Origin of the sequence: Nonomuraea sp. NPDC059194, from assembly GCF_042754765.1 — a bacterium.
GTDB lineage: Bacteria > Actinomycetota > Actinomycetes > Streptosporangiales > Streptosporangiaceae > Nonomuraea.
On the sequence record NZ_JBHZBH010000021.1, the window covers coordinates 113067 to 126949 of the forward strand.

12 protein-coding genes are annotated in these 13883 nt (G+C 70.2%); 8 read left to right on the top strand and 4 right to left on the bottom strand.

Going from position 1 to position 13883, the window contains the following annotated elements; genetic code table 11:
- The first annotated feature begins 118 nt into the window (after positions 1 to 118).
- Positions 119 to 613, top strand: coding sequence for a GNAT family N-acetyltransferase (locus ACFXJ8_RS25000; RefSeq protein ID WP_379646364.1), 495 nt, complete (start codon positions 119 to 121; stop codon positions 611 to 613).
- Here the strand turns inward: ACFXJ8_RS25000 and ACFXJ8_RS25005 are convergent.
- Together ACFXJ8_RS25005 and ACFXJ8_RS25010 are read right to left on the bottom strand one after the other, a co-directional pair.
- Positions 586 to 1377: a class I SAM-dependent methyltransferase gene (locus tag ACFXJ8_RS25005; protein WP_379646365.1), complete on the bottom strand. Its 792-nt coding sequence runs from the start codon at positions 1375 to 1377 to the stop codon at positions 586 to 588. The genes ACFXJ8_RS25000 and ACFXJ8_RS25005 overlap by 28 nt on opposite strands.
- Positions 1374 to 2624, bottom strand: a complete 1251-nt coding sequence (locus ACFXJ8_RS25010) for a cytochrome P450 (RefSeq protein WP_379646366.1) — start codon at positions 2622 to 2624, stop codon at positions 1374 to 1376. Before ACFXJ8_RS25010 ends, ACFXJ8_RS25005 begins: the two co-directional genes overlap by 4 nt.
- Positions 2625 to 2648: 24 nt before the next feature.
- On the opposite strand from ACFXJ8_RS25010, the gene ACFXJ8_RS25015 reads away from it, so the two are divergent.
- From ACFXJ8_RS25015 to ACFXJ8_RS25030, 4 genes are all read left to right on the top strand, one after another.
- Entirely contained in the window at positions 2649 to 3056 is a 408-nt protein-coding gene (locus ACFXJ8_RS25015; protein ID WP_379646367.1) for a PaaI family thioesterase, read from the top strand.
- A 74-nt stretch (positions 3057 to 3130) separates the two neighbouring features.
- A complete protein-coding gene (locus tag ACFXJ8_RS25020) occupies positions 3131 to 5734 on the top strand; it encodes an alpha/beta fold hydrolase (protein WP_379646368.1) in 2604 nt (867 codons plus the stop codon).
- Positions 5731 to 6579 (top strand): ABC transporter permease, encoded by an 849-nt coding sequence (locus ACFXJ8_RS25025; protein WP_379646369.1) that lies wholly within the window; start codon positions 5731 to 5733, stop codon positions 6577 to 6579. The genes ACFXJ8_RS25020 and ACFXJ8_RS25025 overlap by 4 nt, the downstream gene beginning before the upstream one ends.
- Before the next feature lie 332 nt (positions 6580 to 6911).
- Positions 6912 to 8975 (top strand): ATP-binding protein, encoded by a 2064-nt coding sequence (locus ACFXJ8_RS25030; RefSeq protein WP_379646370.1) that lies wholly within the window; start codon positions 6912 to 6914, stop codon positions 8973 to 8975.
- Between the two features lie 4 nt (positions 8976 to 8979).
- Here the strand turns inward: ACFXJ8_RS25030 and ACFXJ8_RS25035 are convergent, their stop codons facing one another.
- Positions 8980 to 9987 carry a hypothetical protein gene (locus ACFXJ8_RS25035; RefSeq protein ID WP_379646371.1) on the bottom strand — a complete coding sequence of 336 codons (1008 nt, stop codon included), beginning with the start codon at positions 9985 to 9987 and terminating at the stop codon, positions 8980 to 8982.
- Positions 9988 to 10513: 526 nt separating this feature from the next.
- Here ACFXJ8_RS25035 and ACFXJ8_RS25040 point away from each other — a divergent pair.
- Positions 10514 to 11419 carry a proteasome assembly chaperone family protein gene (locus tag ACFXJ8_RS25040; protein ID WP_379646372.1) on the top strand — a complete coding sequence of 302 codons (906 nt, stop codon included), beginning with the start codon at positions 10514 to 10516 and terminating at the stop codon, positions 11417 to 11419.
- Here ACFXJ8_RS25040 and ACFXJ8_RS25045 read toward each other — a convergent pair.
- Entirely contained in the window at positions 11416 to 12327 is a 912-nt protein-coding gene (locus ACFXJ8_RS25045) for a cation diffusion facilitator family transporter (protein WP_379646373.1), read from the bottom strand. The genes ACFXJ8_RS25040 and ACFXJ8_RS25045 overlap by 4 nt on opposite strands.
- Before the next feature lie 80 nt (positions 12328 to 12407).
- Between ACFXJ8_RS25045 and ACFXJ8_RS25050 the strand changes: the two genes are divergently transcribed.
- Both ACFXJ8_RS25050 and ACFXJ8_RS25055 read left to right on the top strand, forming a co-directional pair.
- Complete coding sequence (locus tag ACFXJ8_RS25050; RefSeq protein ID WP_358125836.1) at positions 12408 to 12713, top strand: metalloregulator ArsR/SmtB family transcription factor; 306 nt, start codon at positions 12408 to 12410, stop codon at positions 12711 to 12713.
- Between the two features lie 73 nt (positions 12714 to 12786).
- Entirely contained in the window at positions 12787 to 13827 is a 1041-nt protein-coding gene (locus ACFXJ8_RS25055; RefSeq protein WP_379646374.1) for a Gfo/Idh/MocA family oxidoreductase, read from the top strand.
- Positions 13828 to 13883 lie beyond the last annotated feature (56 nt).

A 13883-nucleotide genomic window follows, 5' to 3' on the forward strand; every position in this document is an offset into this window, starting at 1 on the left:
GAACGCGAATTCGGACGAGTGTCCACGTGGGCGTTTTTGGTTAATTCGGAATTTGCCGCGATTCGCACAGCGATAATTCGGGTGCACTGGGCGCCAAGATCGTGGACGATTGCCGCTTATGAAGACTTTTGTACGCCCCGCGACCCCCGACGACGCCCCCGCGATCGAGACGGTCAGGATCCAGACCTGGAAGTTCGCCTACCGGGGGGCCATGCCCGACGCCCTCCTCGACGACCTGGCGGTCACCGAACAGAACGTGAGCCTGGGCAGGCGGGCGCTCGTCTCCGGCCGCGCCCGCGCGTTCGTCGCCGAGGCCGCGGGCGAGGTCGTCGGCTTCTCCAGGTACGGCGGCAGCCGCGACGACAAGAGCGACGACGAGGTCTACGCGATCTACGTGCTGCCCGCCCACCTGTCCACCGGGCTCGGCCGCGCCCTGATGACGGCCACGGTCGAGACGATCCCCGCCGAGCGCACGGTAGGCCTGTGGGTGCTGGCGGCCAATCCGCGCGCCCGGCGCTTCTACGAGAGTTTCGGGTTCGAGGAGAGCGGGTTCAGCAAGGTCGAGGATGGCCTGGAGGAGGTCCACTACCGCTTGGCCGCCCGCAGCGAGTAGAGGAGCGGCACGCCGGGCCGTCCCTCGGGGAAGCGGTAGAACGGGCCGTGCGGTTCGAGCGAGTCGAAGCGGCGGAACAGCGTGAAGTCGTGCTCGTGCAGGAACTCCATGCGCAGCCCCGCCGCCGCCAGCGCGGTCACGACCTCGCCGAGGCCGTGCGCGAACTGCACGGACGTGGTGTTCTCCAGCACCTCCGGGCCGGTGTAGGTGTGCGGGTAGTCCTCCACCTGGGGGCTGCGGTCGAAGTAGTCGAAGGCCACCCTGGACCCGTCCTCGAAGTCGAGGATGTCGCCGAACGGGTGGAACTCGGCCAGGTAGAGGAAGCCGCCCGGCCTGAGCAGGTCCGCGACGACCCGCGCCCACCTGTCCAGGTCGGGCAGCCAGACCAGCGCGCCGATGCCGGTGTAGACGATGTCGTAGCCGTCGCCCGCCACCGCGACCGCGTCGTAGACGTCGGCCTGCTCGAAGCGGGCGGCGAGGCCGCAGTCGGCGGCGATCGCGCGGGCGGCCTCGACGGCCCTGCCGGAGAAGTCGACGCCTGTCACGTCGGCGCCCAGCCTGGCCCACCCCAGGGTGTCGAGGCCGAAGTGGCACTGCAGGTGGACCAGCCGCTGCCCGCGCACCTCGCCCACCTCGGCCAGCTCGAAGGCCCGCAGCGGCTGCTCACCCGCCTTGAAGCCCTCGACGTCGTAGAACGGGCTGCCCACGTGGATGGCCACGCGCTCGTCCCAGTTCGCCCTGTTCACCTCGAGGTAGTCGGTCATGATCTCGACTTTAGGAGGACGGGCAAATGCTTTAACCCGTTCTGGAAGTTGGAGATCAGCCTGACGGGTTCGCCGGCGAGCCGTACGTCCCACTTCATGAGCTCGGCGAAGACCGCGCGCAGCTGCGTCCTGGCCAGGTGGGCGCCCAGGCAGACGTGCGGGCCGAAGCCGAAGCTGACGTGGTCGTTCGGCGTGCGGGTGATGTCGAAGCGGTCAGGGTCGGGGAAGACGGTCTCGTCCCTGTTGGCGGAGGCGTGGTAGACGACGACCTTGTCGCCCGCCCTGATCGGCTGACCGCCCAGCTCCAGGTCGCGCGTGACCGTACGGCGGAAGTCCATGACCGGCGGCCAGAAGCGCAGCATCTCCTCCACCGCCGACGGCAGCAGGTCGGGCCGCCGCCGCAGCAGCTCGATGGCGGCGGGATGCTCCAGCAGGCACAGCAGGCCACCGGGGATGCCGTTGCGCAGCGTCTCGTTGCCCGCCACCGCGAACAGGAAGAACATGTTCTCGAACTCGGCCTCCGTCAGGCCGCCGGCGAGCATGGCCGCCATCACGTCGTCACGCCCGCCCGCGCGGGCGGCCAGCGCGTGGGCGTAGGCGAACATGTCCGCCAGCGCCGCCCTCGACCGCGGGTTGACGCCCGGCCTGGGCCCGGGTCTGGCCGCGACGGCGATCCGGCCGAGCGGGCTGAGGTCGTCGGCGGTGGACCGGTGCGCGTACTCCTCGTCCTGGTAGCCGATCACCCGCGACGCCCAGTCGTACAGCAGGCGGCGGTCCTGCTCGGGCACGCCCATCACGTGCGCCAGCGTCCACACCGGCAGGTCGGCGGCCACCTCCACGAAGTCGCACTCCCCCGCCGCGAACAGCCGCGCCGCCCGCGCGGCGATCGTCTCCTCCAGCGCGCGCACGGCTCGCGGGGTGAAGGCGGCCGAGACGATCCTGCGCAGCCTCGAGTGCTCGGGCGGGTCGGTGTTGAGCATCATCGCCTGGACGAAGGCCAGGTCGGCGGGGGTGTCGGGGTCGCGGATCTGCGTCGCGCCCAGGTGGGAGGAGAAGTCGGACGGCGTGCGCAGCACGTGTTTGACGTCCGCGTGCCCGAACACCCCCCAGAACCCGGGCCCCGAACGCCAGGGCCCGACCTCGGGCTCGGGGATCCAGCAGACGGGCGAGTCGCGCCGCAGCCTCACGAACAGCTCGTACGGCACGCCCGAGCCGTACGTCGACGGCAGGAAGACCTCCTCAAGCATGCCTCCAGCGTGCATGATGACGGCGTGACCACTGAAGAAGGCGACGCCATTCTCAAGGACAACTTCGCCCCCTGGGTTCTCGACCTGGGACTGCGTGTGGAGGAGGTCGGCGAGCGCCACGCGCTGCTGCGCCTGCCGTGGTCGGGACGGCTGGCCAGGCAGGGCGGCGGGATCAGCGGCCAGGCGCTCATGGCCGCCGCCGACACCGCGACGGTCATCGCGATCTCCTCGGCCAGGGGTGGCTTCGTGCCGATGACCACGGTCCAGCAGTCCACCACGTTCCAGCGGCCCGTCACCGCGGCCGACGTGCTCGTCGAGGCGCGCGTGACCAAGCTGGGCCGTACGCTCGCCTTCGCCGAGATCACGCTCGGCGCCGAGGGCGGCCCAGGCCCGGCCGCCCAGGCCAGCACGGTCTACGCGCTGCTGGGCTGAGCTGCTGGGTTGAGCTGCTGGGCTGAGCGGCGGCGTCTCAGCTGCCTCTCAGGACCGCTCAGTACGCTCGCCCCATGAAGAGAGCAGCCGCGCTGGTCGCGGCGCTGGCCGTCCTCGCGACGGTGGTCTGGCTGGTGTGGCCGTCCGCCCCCGAGATCAGCGGCCAGGAGCAGCGGATCGCCGTCGTCGACGGCCCGGGCGACGACCAGCGGGTCGAGCTCGACACCACGTACTTCCCGCCCCCTGGCGGCGGCAGGGCGCCGGCCGTCCTGCTCGCCCACGGGTTCGGCGGCAGCAAGCAGAGCGTCAGGGCCCAGGCCGTACGGCTGGCGCAGCAGGGCTACGCGGTGCTGACCTGGTCGGCGCGCGGCTTCGGCCGCTCCACCGGGCAGATCGCGCTCAACTCGCCCGACTACGAGGTCAAGGACGTCAAGCAGCTCATCGACTGGCTGGCCAAGCGGCCCGAGGTGCGGCTCGACGCGGCGGGCGACCCGCGCGTCGGCATCGCGGGCGGCTCGTACGGCGGCGCGATCGCGCTCATGACCGCCGCCCACGACGCCAGGGTCGACGCGATCGTCCCGATGATCACCTGGAACGACCTGTCGGAGGCGCTGTTCCCGAACGGCGTGTTCAAGAAGATGTGGGCGGGACTGTTCTTCAGCAGGGGCGGCCCCAGCCTCGACACGCCGGGGTTGGGCGCGCTGACCGCCCAGCCGCGCCCGCTGTCGGCCGAGGAGGCCAGGTGCGGCAGGTTCCTGCCCGCGGTGTGCCAGATGTACCAGGAGGTCGCGGCCACCGGCAGGCCGACCCCGGCGGCGATCGAGCTGCTACGCGGGTCGAGCCCCGTGACGGTGGCCGGGCGGATCAAGGCGCCGACGCTACTGATCCAGGGGCAGCGCGACTCGCTGTTCACCCTCGCCCAGGCCGACGCGAACGCCAGGCAGATCGCGGCGGCGGGGACGCCGGTCGAGGTGATGTGGTTCGACGGCGGGCATGACGGCGGCAACGGCGAGGCGGACTGGCTGGACGAGCGCCTGCTCGACTGGTTCGCCCGCCACCTGAAGCAGGACACCGGCGCGGACGCCGGGCAGGGGTTCACGATCACCCGAGACGGCGGCCGCGACCCCGGCACCCGTCAACGGGTCCGGCTGCACCCCGGCGCCGACCGCTACCCGGGCCTGACCGGCACCTCCACCACCCAGGTCCAGCTGCGGGGCCCCGACCAGAACGTCGCCAACCCGCCGGGCGGCAACCCCGCCTCCATCTCGGCCGTGCCGGGGATCGGCGGCCTGCTGGGCGGCGGGCAGGGCAATCTCAGCGTCTCCCTCGACATGCCGGGTCAGAGCGCGGTCTTCGAGTCCGCGCCGCTGGCCGAGCCGTTGCAGCTCACCGGCACCCCCACGGTGAAGGTCAGGGTGCAGGGGCAGGGCGAGGTGACCCTGTTCGCCAAGCTCTACGACGTGGCCGACGCCGCCACCCCGCCGACGCTCCCGGCCGGTCTGGTGGCACCCGTGCGGGTTCCGGCCGGTTCCGGCTCCGGCTCCGGTTCCGGTTCCGGTTCCGGTTCCGGCTCCGGCTCCGGCTCCGGCTCCGGCTCCGGCTCCGAGGTGACGGTCACGCTGCCTGCGGTCGACCATCGGTTCGCGGCCGGTCATCGGGTACGGCTGGCGCTGACGACGACCGACATGGGGTACGCGACGCCCGCCGAGCCCGCGAGCTACGTGGTCGGCCTGGCCTCGCCGACGCTGACCGTGCCGACGGTGGCGGAGCTGGCCGCGGCGCCGACCGGTCCGGTGTGGTGGACGTGGGCGCTTCCGCTGGGCGCCGTCGCGGTGGCCGCGCTCATCCTGGCGACGGGCCGCAGGACTCCCGCTCCTTCCGGCGGCTCCTCCCCCGGCGCGCCCTCCCCCGGCGCGGGTGACCGTACCGCGGCGCCGTTGGAGGCGGCGCCGTTGGAGATCGCCGGGCTGACGAAGGCCTACCGGAACGGCGACAAGGCCGTGGACGGCCTGTCGTTCACGGTGGAGAAGGGCCAGGTGCTGGGGCTGCTCGGCCCGAACGGCGCGGGCAAGACCACCACCATGCGGATGATGATGGGCCTCATCCACCCCGACGAAGGCCAGATCCGGATCTTCGGTGAGCCGGTGACGCCCGGCGCGCCGGTCCTGTCCAGGCTCGGCTCGTTCGTCGAGGGCCCCGGCTTCCTGCCGCACCTGTCGGGACGCGACAACCTGACCCTGTACTGGCAGGCGACCGGACGGCCGGCGCAGGACGCGCACATGGAGGAGGCCCTGGAGATCGCCGGGCTCGGCTCGGCGCTGGAACGGGCCGTGCGCACCTACTCCCAGGGCATGCGCCAGCGCCTGGCCATCGCCCAGGCCATGCTGGGCCTGCCCGACTTGCTCGTGCTCGACGAGCCCACCAACGGGCTCGACCCACCCCAGATCAGGGAGATGCGCGAGGTGCTCAAGCGCTACGCCCGCGACGGCCGTACGGTGATCGTCTCCAGCCATCTGCTGGCGGAGGTGGAGCAGTCGTGCAGCCACGTGGTGGTCATGCACCGCGGCCGCCTGGTGAGCGCGGGCCCGGTGTCGGACCTGCTCGGTACGGCCAAGCACAACGGCCACGGGCCGCGTCTGGAGGACGTGTTCCTCGACCTGATCGGAGACAAGACATGACGAGCGCGGCCCCCGGTTACGCCGCTCGCCGTACGCTGCCGCTGCGGGTGGAGATCATCAGGCAGTTCAAGCGGCGGCGCACGCTGGTGATGTTCGGGCTGCTGCTGGCGCTGCCGTGGATCCTGGTGATCGCCTTCCAGTTCGGCCCCCAGAACACCGGCCAGCAGAACGCGCTGCGCCTGTCGGATCTGGCCACGCAGGGCGGGCTCAACTTCGCGGCGTTCGCGCTGTCTGTGTCGGCGAGCTTCCTGCTGGTGGTCGCGGTGGCCCTGTTCTGCGGCGACACGGTGGCCGGCGAGGCGAACTGGTCGTCGCTGCGCTACCTGCTGGCCGCGCCGGTGCCGCGCGACCGGCTGCTACGGCAGAAGCTCATCGTCGCCCTGGGCTACTCGGCGGCGGCGGTGATCTGCCTGCCGGTGATGGCGCTGGTCGCGGGCACGCTGGTGTTCGGCTGGAACGACATCCAGGTGCCGGGCACGGGCGAGACGATCCCGGCCCTCGACGTGCTGCCGCGCTTCGGGATCGTGATCGGCTACGCGCTGGTCAGCCAGCTCGTGGTGGCGGCGGTGGCGTTCCTGCTGTCGACGGTCACCGACTCGCCGCTCGGCGCGGTGGGCGGCGCGGTGGGCCTGGTGATCGTCAGCACGATCCTGCAGGCGGTGGAGGCGCTGGGGTCGCTGCGGGAGTTCCTGCCGACGTTCTGGAACACGGCGTGGCTGGACGCGCTGGCGCCGACGCTGGACTGGGGCGGGATGACCAAGGGCGCGGCGGTGTCGGTCACCTACGCGGCGATCCTGATCGCGGTCGCCTTCCGCCGCTTCCGCCGTAAGGACGTCGTCAGCTGAGATGTGGGCCGCGGCGGGTCAGGAAATTCCATCCGCCGCGACACACCGGGTCAGCCCCAGTGAGGCGGCTTGTTGTCGAGGTAGAAAGCGTCGGGATCCTCTTCCCGATACTCGCCCCACCCCAGGTCGGTGTCGTCCGAGGTCTGCTCGGGTAGCAATTCGCTCACGGAAACAATGCTATCCGGTGGAAGAATCGACACCCTCGCACCTGGAAGCCTCAAGGGACAGTAAAGGCTACTCGGGGTACAGTGGTTGCGCGCGTGAGGAAGTGTCCGGCTACCCCCGTGAGGCTGCCCATGGCCACCCCGACAGGATGGCGTCGAGAAGGCAATTTGCCGGCGGAGCTCACGAGCTTCGTCGGCCGGACGAGGCTGCTCGCCAACCTCAAACGCCACTTGTCCGAGTCGAATCTCGTGACGGTCACCGGCATCGGTGGCGTCGGCAAGTCGCGTACGGTGCTGCGGCTGGCTCATCAGGTGCGTTCGCAGTTCACCGACGGCGTGTGGTTCGCCGACCTGGCGCGGCTGCAGGACGCGGGCATGGTGAAGAACACCATCGCCTCCGCGCTCGGCGTGGCCGACCAGTCGGCGCGCGGCGAGTCCGAGTCGCTGTCGGAGTGGGTCGGCGACCGCGACATGCTGCTCATCCTCGACACGTGCGAGCACCTGATCGAGGGCTGCGCGGAGCTGATCGACGAGCTGCTGCACGCCAACCCGCGGCTGAAGGTCCTGGCTACCAGCCGCCAGTCGCTGCACCTGCCGTACGAGCACGTGGTGCCGGTGCCGCCGCTGGCGGTGCCCGGCGACAACGCCGAGGAGAACCTGTTCACCAACGAGTCGGTGCAGCTGTTCGCGGCCAGGGCGGGTGCCGTGGTGCCCGACTTCGTGCTCGACGAGCAGAACATCGGCTCGGTGGCCGAGCTGTGCCGCCGCCTCGACGGCATCCCGCTGGCGATCGAGCTGGCTGCGGTGCGGCTGCGCGCGCTGTCGGTCGACCAGATCCTGGGTCTGCTGACCGACCGGTTCAGCCTGCTGGCCGGAGCCAGCCGTACGGCGCTGCCGCGCCACCAGACGCTGCGCGCGGCCATCGGGTGGAGTCACGAGCTGTGCGAGCCGGCCGAGCGGCTGCTGTGGGCGCGCCTTTCGGCCTTCGCCGGTGACTTCGAGCTCGACGCGGCCAGGTTCGTCTGCTCCGACGACCGGCTGCCCGCCGAGGACATCACCGATCTGGTGACGGGGCTGGTGGAGAAGTCGATCCTGCTGATCAAGAGCGATCACGCGGGCGTGCGCTACAAGCTCATCGACACGCTGGCCGAGTACGGCGTGGAGTGGCTGGAGAAGCTCGGCGAGACCGAGACCCTGCGCCACAAGCACCTGGCCTACTACCTGAGCCTGGCGCGCAGGAGCGAGGACGCCTGGTCGGGGCCGCGGCAGATCTACTGGTTCGTCCGCATGCGCCAGGAGCACGACAACGTCAGGCTCGCGCTGGAGCACGCGCTGCGCACCCCCGGCGACAGTCCCCTGGCTCTGGAGCTGCTGTCGTCGCTGTGGTTCATGTGGATCTGCTGCGGGTTCGTCCGCGAGGGTCGCATCTACCTGGAGCGGGCGCTGCGCGCCAACCCCGCGGCGAGCAAGGAGCGGTGCAAGGCGCTGTGGGTGCTGTCCTACGTGCGCAGCGCCCAGGGCGACAGCGCGGGCGCGCTGGAGTCAGCCGAGCAGTGCAGCAGCGAGGCGGTGCTGGTCGGCGACTCGCGCGCGGTCATCCTCGCCTCGAAGATGCAGGGTACGGCGGCGCTGCTGCAGGGCGACCTGCAGAAGGCGAGCGCGCTGCTGGGCATGGCGATCGAGTTCAACACCGGCAACAAGGAGCTCAACCCCGGCCTGCTGCCGGCGATCGTGGAGCTGTCGATCGTGCTGACGACGCAGGGCGAGCTGTATGAGGCGGAGTCGCTGCTGATCGAGGTGCTGGAGGTGTGCAAGCAGCGCGGCGAGCTTTTCGTCAGTTCCTACGCCAGCTGGGCGCTGGCGCTGCCGTTGATGTACACCGGCAGGCCTGCGGAGGCGCTGGCCAAGGCGCAGGAGGCGCTGAGGATCAAGCGCTATTTCCATGACACATTGGGCACGCTGATCGTGCTGGAGAGCTCCGCGAAGATCCTCGCCGTGCTGGAGCGGGCGGAGTTGGCCGCACAACTGCTGGGCGCCCTGCAGAAGAACTGGAAGAACTCCGGCCTGCCTATGCTGGGCGCGCCGTTCCTCACGACAGAGCACGAGAAGTGCGTCAAAGAGTGCCAGAAGCTGCTCGGCGAGAGCGGGTACAACGCCGCCTTCGAGCGGGGCACGCGACTCGACCTCGACGAGGCGTCCACGCTCGCGCTCGGCGAGGTGGACGCCGCGTAAGGATTCAGACCGCTTCTGGCCACAGGGTGTTGGCCGGCCACGCTTGGATGTAGCGCGCGCTGCCGAGGGAGTAGACGATGTGGCCGCGCACCCAGTGCTCGAGCCCGCTGACGTACGACTCGACGGCGCTCGAGCCCCATCCCTCGATGGAGCGCCGCAGCCGAACCATCTCGGCCACGGCCTGGTCGTGCATCCTGGCAACCTCGTCCAACGCCTGCTGAATGGTGCAGCCCCGGTGGGTGACCAGTACGTTGACCAGGTTGTGCCGGGCCTTGTCGTGATTGCACTCCTTGGCGTAGGAGAACAGGTCATTGTCCCAGACCACCAGGTCGTTGGCGTGCTCGGTGAGCGCCCGCACGTCCGGGTGGTGCCATTCGTCCGGGGTCAGGCGGTAGCCGCCGGCGATGTCGATGAGCGCGTACACCGGATACATCGCCCCCGTACGGCGCCGCATGAACACGTAGTCTTCAGGCGTAGGCACCACGTCGGCCTCCCTGTTGGCCGCCTCCCATACCTGGGCGAAGATGTATTCTCGGGTGGCCGAGCACCAGCGGTCCAGCTGGTCACGCTCGGCGTGGACAGCGATCCGGGTCTTGAGTTCCTGCAGCGAGCGGGCAAAGACGTTGGTGACAGGTTCGTCGGAGTCGATGTCGTGCAGGACGCGGAACATCTCGGGAAGCGCCCTGGCGATGAGTCCGGTGCGCCGACTCATCTTCTCGGACTCGCAGAAGCCGTCATCGAAGGCGAACAGCCAGATGCACCAGTCCATGAGGAGCTTGAGCATCTGCCGGTCGGCCAGCGGGTAGGCCCTGGCCGTCAGCCAGCCGAACCTGGCCTGACGGTAACGTTCCAACAGGTCGGGGTGATCGAGCATCCCGGTCTTGAGCAGCCACGCGAAGCTGTCCTCGCTGGCTTCCTCAACGTGCGGGTTGACCTCGCTGGGGAACGGGCATCGGAGCGGGGGGATGCGGAGGATCGTGGCCTCGAACGCATGCGCAGACGTACTAGCCATTCTCACAGCATGGCAATGATCTTGACTTTGCGCCATATCGGATGATGACAGAATTATCGCCGGATAAGCGGCTCTCCGCGACGAAGGCGCGCACCGTATCAAGCGCGGAAGGGTGCCGAACGAGGGTCCGCACCCACGTTGAGCAGCACTCCGACGACCTTGCGTTCCTTCGTGAGCACCGCGTCGGCCAGCGGGATCTGGGCCCGTCGGTCGCCGGTCGGCATCGGCGCCCTTGTCCACCACCATCCTGACACTGTCGGCCATCCTGACACTGTCGGCGTGACCGTGATATGCCGTCGGCATCAGCAAGGTGTCACCCTTCTGATTGGCGATTCGCCGGACGCCTGCCTCCACGCCGACGGCCTCACGCTCCTCGTTCATGCGGGCCGTTGTGCAGGTGTCGCCGCCGGGGGCGTGGCGACCCGGGGCCTTGGTGGGTTCTTCTCATCGGTAGGGTGCCGTGAACGGAATCGTTCCGGCTCGCCGAAGGTTCTGGAGAGAGTACCGAGGGAAAGGCTGATCAACCGTGTTCGACCCGACGGATCTCTACCGGCTGGCGGAGGAGACCCCCGAGCTCACCGATCCCGTGCTGGTGTACCACTTCGACGGGTTCGTCGACGCGGGTGCCACCGGACGGCTCGCGCTGGGCCATCTGCTCGCCGAGCTGGAGCACAGCGTCGTGGCGACGTTCGACGTCGACCGCCTGATCGACTACCGGTCGCGGCGGCCGGCGATGACTTTCGACACCGACAGGTGGGTCGACTACGAGGCCCCCGAGCTGATCCTCCACCAGGCGCGCGACCTGACGGGCACGCCATTCCTGCTGCTGAGCGGGCCGGAGCCGGACAGGGAGTGGGAGCTGTTCACCGCTGCGGTGGGTCTGCTGGCAGAGCGGCTCGGGGTGAGCAAGCTGGTCACCGTGCACGGCATCCCGATGGCCGTCCCCCACACCAGGCCGCTGGGCGTCACCGCGCACGCGAGCAGGCCGGAGCTGATCAACTCGCAGGTGAGCGCGTTCGGCAGGGTGCAGGTGCCGGGAAGCGTGGCCGCGCTGCTGGAGTTCCGTCTGGGCAGGCAGGGGCGCGACGCGCTCGGCTATGCCGTACACGTGCCTCACTATCTGTCGCAGGCGGAGTATCCGCAGGCGGCGGTGGCGGCGCTGGAGGCGGTGACGAAGGGGACGGGGCTGGTGTTCCCGATGGACAGCCTGCACGAGGCGGCTGGCCGTACGACGGCGGAGATCGAGGAGCAGATCGGGGCCTCGAGTGAGCTGTCGACCGCGATCAGCGGGTTGGAGCAGCAGTACGACGCCTTCGCCGGCGGCGAGGAGCGGGAGAACCTGATAGCCGAGAGCACCCCGATGCCGACGGGCGACGAGCTCGCCGCCCAGTTCGAGGCGTTCCTGGCCGAGCGGGACGACCGCGAAAGCTAGTGGTGTCTGGCGCCTTCGTGGTCGGCGTGGCCCGCGGGTTCGAGCTGCAGCGTGGAGTGCTCCACGTCGAAGTGCCCGGCCAGGCACTCGTGCAGGCGGTCGAGCAGCGGGCCGCACCTGGTGAAGGCCTCCTCGTCCACCACCACGTGCGCGGACATGACGGGCACCCCTGAGGTGATCGTCCAGGCGTGCAGGTCGTGGACGTCGGTGACGCCGGGCGTCTCCAGCAGGTGCTTGCGCACCTCGGTGAGGTCGACGCCCTTGGGCGTGGCCTCCAGCAGGATGTCGACGGCCTCCTTGAGCAGCTTCCACGTCCTGGGCAGGATGAGCAGCGCGATGGCGACCGAGATGATCGCGTCGGCGGCGAGCCAGCCGGTGAACTGGATGACGAGCGCGCCCGCGATCACCGCCACCGAGCCGAGCAGGTCGCCGAGCACCTCCAGGTAGGCGCCCCTGAGGTTGAGGCTCTCCTCCTGGCCCTCGCGCAGCAGCCACAGCGCGATCCCGTTGGCGACCAGGCCCACGACCGCGGCGACCATCATGACGGTGGAGCCGACCGGCTCGGGGTCGGCGAACCTGCGCACCGCCTCGACGAGGATGTAACCGCTCAACGCCAGCAGCAGCACCGCGTTGACGGCGGCGGCCAGGATCTCGGCACGCTGATAGCCGAAGGTTCTGCGGGAGCTGGCGGGCTTGCCCGCCACCCAGATCGCGAACAGCGCGAGCGCGATGCCCGCGGCGTCGGTGGCCATGTGGCCCGCGTCGGCGAGCAGGGCCAGGCTCCCCGACATGATCGCGCCGATCACCTGGACGACCAGCACGCTCAACGTGAGCGGCAACACGATGATCAATCGCTTGCGGTGCTGCGCGCCGGCCGTCGCGTGGCCGTGTCCGTGACCCTGTCCCATGGCTACTCCCCAATCAATACAGTCAGCCATGTATATACAGCAGGAGCTGTATATACAGCAAGTCGTGTATCCTGATAATCGTGTTCACTGTGGAGACCCGGCTCGACGCGATGGCCCGAATCGGCAGGGCCCTGGCCGACCCGAACCGCTGCCGCCTGCTCATCGCCCTGCTGCAGGGGCCCTCCTATCCGGCCCGGCTGGCCGACGAGCTGGGGCTCACCCGGCAGAACGTCTCCAACCACCTGGCGTGCCTGCGTGGCTGCGGCCTCGTCGTCGCGGTGCCCGAGGGACGGCAGACGCGCTACGAGATCTCCGACGGACGGCTGGCGCACGCGATCGAGGACCTGATCCACGTCGCCCTCGCCGTGGACCCCGACCACATCTGACATCCACCGGGCGAAGGCGCCTCCTCCCGGCCTGGTCCCTTGGTCATGATCAGCGGACGGTTATCGTGGGGAGATGAGCGAGATCCGAGTGGGCCTGGTCGGGTACGGCACGGCGGGGGCCGTCTTCCACGCCCCGCTCATCCACGCGACGCCCCGCCTGCGCCTGGCCGCCGTCGTCACCCGCGACCCCGACCGCGCCGCCGAGGTCTCCAGCCGGTACGGCGCGGCGGTGATGAAGGACGCCGACGACCTGTGGCCGCGCTGCGATCTGGCCGTCATCGCCTCGCCCAACAGGACCCACATCCCGCTCGCCACCGCCGCGCTCGACGCCGGACGCCCCGTCGTGGTCGACAAGCCCCTCGCCAGGACCGCCCAGGAGGCCCGCGACCTCGTCGAACTGGCCGCCAAGAAGCGGCTGATGCTGACGGTCTTCCAGAACCGGCGGTGGGACGGCGACTTTCTCACCCTGCGCCGCCTGGTGGCCGAGGGCGCGCTCGGCGACGTCCACCGGCTGGAGTCGCGGTTCGAGCGCTGGCGTCCGGTGCCGAAGGGCGGCTGGCGGGAGAGCGGCGGCGCCGACGAGGTGGGCGGCCTCCTGTACGACCTGGGCAGCCATCTCGTCGACCAGGCGCTCCAGCTCCTGGGCCCCGTGCGTGAGGTCTACGCCGAGAGCGATGTGCGCAGGGAGGGCGTCGGCGCGGACGACGACTCCTTCCTCGCCCTCACCCACGCCAGCGGCGCCCGCTCCCACCTGTGGGTGAGCGCGCTGGCGGGCCGGCTCGGGCCGCGCTTCCGGGTGCTGGGGTCGTCGGCGGCCTACGTGAAGCACGGCCTGGACGTCCAGGAGGAGCAGTTGCGCGCGGGGGCGGTGCCGGACGATCCGGGGTTCGGCGCGGACCCGGAGGAGCGGTGGGGGTCGCTGGGCACGGTCGACTCGGCCGAGCGGGTCCGCACGGAGCCCGGGTCCTACCTGGACTTCTACCAGGCGGTGGCGGCGTGCCTGGTCAGCGGCTCCGCGCCCCCTGTCGATCCGAGGGACGTGGTCGACGCCCTCACGGTCATCGAGGCCGCCCACCGCTCGGCCACCGAACACACGGTCATCCGCATCCACTGACACCGACGCCCCTCCTGGGGGAAGCGGGGAAGCGGCTCTCGGAGGACGCCCCGGCG